Source organism: Micromonospora sp. NPDC047753 (genome assembly GCF_040642735.1).
Lineage (GTDB): Bacteria > Actinomycetota > Actinomycetes > Mycobacteriales > Micromonosporaceae > Micromonospora.
This window is the reverse complement of the sequence record NZ_JBEYSL010000732.1, coordinates 1-2,459: the sequence shown is the minus strand read 5'-3', so window position 1 is coordinate 2,459 and position 2,459 is coordinate 1. Positions and strand designations below refer to the sequence as shown.

Sequence of the window (2,459 nt, the reverse complement as noted above, 5' to 3'; positions counted from 1 at the left end):
TCGATCCGACCTACAGCGGCATCATGTTCCAGACCAACTACGTCGGTGGGCAGCCGCAGAACCCGATCACCGACACGGTCTTCACGAACGTCTCGCGCAGCGGGGCGAGGGTGTCGTTGCTGAGGTATCCCGCCCAGACCAGGTCCCAGATCACAGCGGTCAACGCGGCATCGTCGGTCGACCCGACCCGGTCGGCCAGCGGGCGGAAGAAGAGCGCCTGCCCGTCGCCGAGCGCGTCGAGCACCGCGTCGTGCAGCGGGGTACGGGTCAACGCCTCGTCGGGCGGCGGGAGCAGCAGCGGTGCGGCGTCCGCGTACGCCAAGGTGACCCAGCCGTCGCCCCCGGAGATCGCGCCCGACCCCGCCCAGAGCACCTCCCCGCTGGCGCACAGCTCGTCCAACTGGGCGGGGGAGTAGTCAGCCACCCGGGCGGGCAGTACCAACCGCTCCAGCGCTGACGCCGGAACCGCAGTGCCCTGCAACTGCTCCACGGTGGCGGCGAGCGCCTCCACACCTCGTGCGGACGAGCCGACCTGCTGCCAGCGCGGCAGGAACGTGGCGAGGGCCCGGGGCGGCACCGGCTCGATCTCCCGGCGCAGCGCCGCCAGCGAGCGGCGACGCAGCATCCGCAGCACCTCGGCGTCGCACCACTGGGCGCCGGCCGAATCCGGTGTGAACTCCCCGGAGACCACCCGCCCGGTGGCGCCGAGCCGGCGCAGCGCCTGCTCGACGACGAACACCCCGAGCCCGAACCGGGCCGCGCAGCTCGCCGCGGCGAACGGCCCGTGGGTGCGGGCGTAGCGGGCCACCAGGTCACCAAGCGGATCGGCCACCGGGGCGAGGTACGCCTCGGCCACCCCCATCGGCAGCGCCACGCCGAGGGCGTCGCGCAGGCGGGCGGCGTCCTCGACACCCACCCAGCGCTGCTCGCCCGCGATCCGGACCCGCAGCACCCGGCGGGTGGCCTCCAGCTCACTCAGCCACGTCTCCGGCACACCCCGGTCGGTCAACTCGGCGTCGCTCAGGTCACCGAGCACCCGCAGCAGCTCGACGACGTCCTCGGCGTCGCGGGGGCGGCGCTGCTCGGTCAGCCACCGCAGTTGCCGGTCGGTCTCGGTGAGCACCGCCTGGTCGAGCAACTCCCGCAGGTCGACACGGCCGAGCAGCTCGCCGAGGAGCGTGGAGTCGAGGGCGAGTGCGGCGGCGCGGCGTTCGGCCAGCGGGGCGTCACCCTCGTAGAGGAACGCGCCGACGTAGCCGAACAGCAGCGACCGCGCGAACGGCGACGGCGCGCTGGTCTCCACCTCGACCAGCCGCACCTTGCGGGTGGCCAGGTCGCGCATCAACCCGGCCAGCGCCGGCTGGTCGAAGACGTCCTGGAGGCACTCCCGGGCAGCCTCCAGGGTGACCGGGAAATCCGCGTACTCGCGAGCGACGTCGAGCAGTTGCGCGGCCCGCTGCCGTTGCTGCCAGAGCGGTTGGCGGCGCCGCGGGTCGCGGCGCGGCAGCAGCAGGGACCGGGCGGCGCACTCCCGGAAACGGGCGGCGAACAGGGCGGAGGTGCCTACCGACTCCTCCACGAGCTGGGCGATCTCGTCGGGCTCGAAGACCACCACGTCGGCACCGGGCGGCTCGTCGGCGGTGTCCGGAAGACGCACCACGATGCCGTCGTCGGAGGGCATCACCTGGGCGTCGACCCCGTACCGCTCGGCCAGCCGGCGGCCCACCGCGAGGGCCCAGGGTCCGTTGACCCGGGCACCGAGCACGCTGTGCACGGCCAGCCGCCAGTCACCCAGCTCGTCGCGGAACCGCTCGACCACCACCGTGCGGTCGTCGGGCAGCGAGCGGGTGGCCTCCCGCTGCTCGCGCAGGTAGGCCATCAGGTTGCCGGCGGCCCAGTCGTCCAGCCCACCGTCGCGCAGCGCGGCCACTGCCGCCTCGTCGGTCTGGCGCAGCAGGGTGCGGACCCGGGCGCCGATCGCCCGACCCAGCTCCACCGGCCTGCCCAGCTGGTCGCCCTTCCAGAACGGCATGCGGGCGGCCTGCCCCGGGGCGGGCGAGACCAGCACCCGGTCCGGAGTGATCTCCTCGATCCGCCAGGAGGACGAGCCAAGCAGGAAGACGTCGCCGACCCGGGACTCGTAGACCATCTCCTCGTCCAGCTCGCCGACGCGGGCGGCCCGTTCGGCGCCGGCCAGGAAGACCCCGAACAGACCCCGGTCGGGGATGGTTCCGCCGCTGGTCACCGCCAGGCGTTGCGCCCCCTGGCGGCCGGTGAGCACATCGGTGGCCCGGTCCCAGACGAGCCGGGGGCGCAGCTCGGCGAACGCCGTGGACGGGTAGCGGCCGGAGAGCATGTCGAGCACGGCGTGCAGCGCCGAGTCGGGCAGCTCGGCGAAGGGCGCGGCCCGGCGGACCCTCGGTCGGTGCAGATTGATCTCGTCACCGTCGTCATCACCG

Annotated in this window: 1 pseudogene; it reads right to left on the bottom strand. The window is 74.0% G+C overall.

Going from position 1 to position 2,459, the window contains the following annotated elements:
• Positions 1-94 precede the first annotated feature (94 nt).
• A pseudogene (locus ABZ749_RS33855) lies at positions 95-2,459 on the bottom strand (DEAD/DEAH box helicase); the annotation flags it as partial.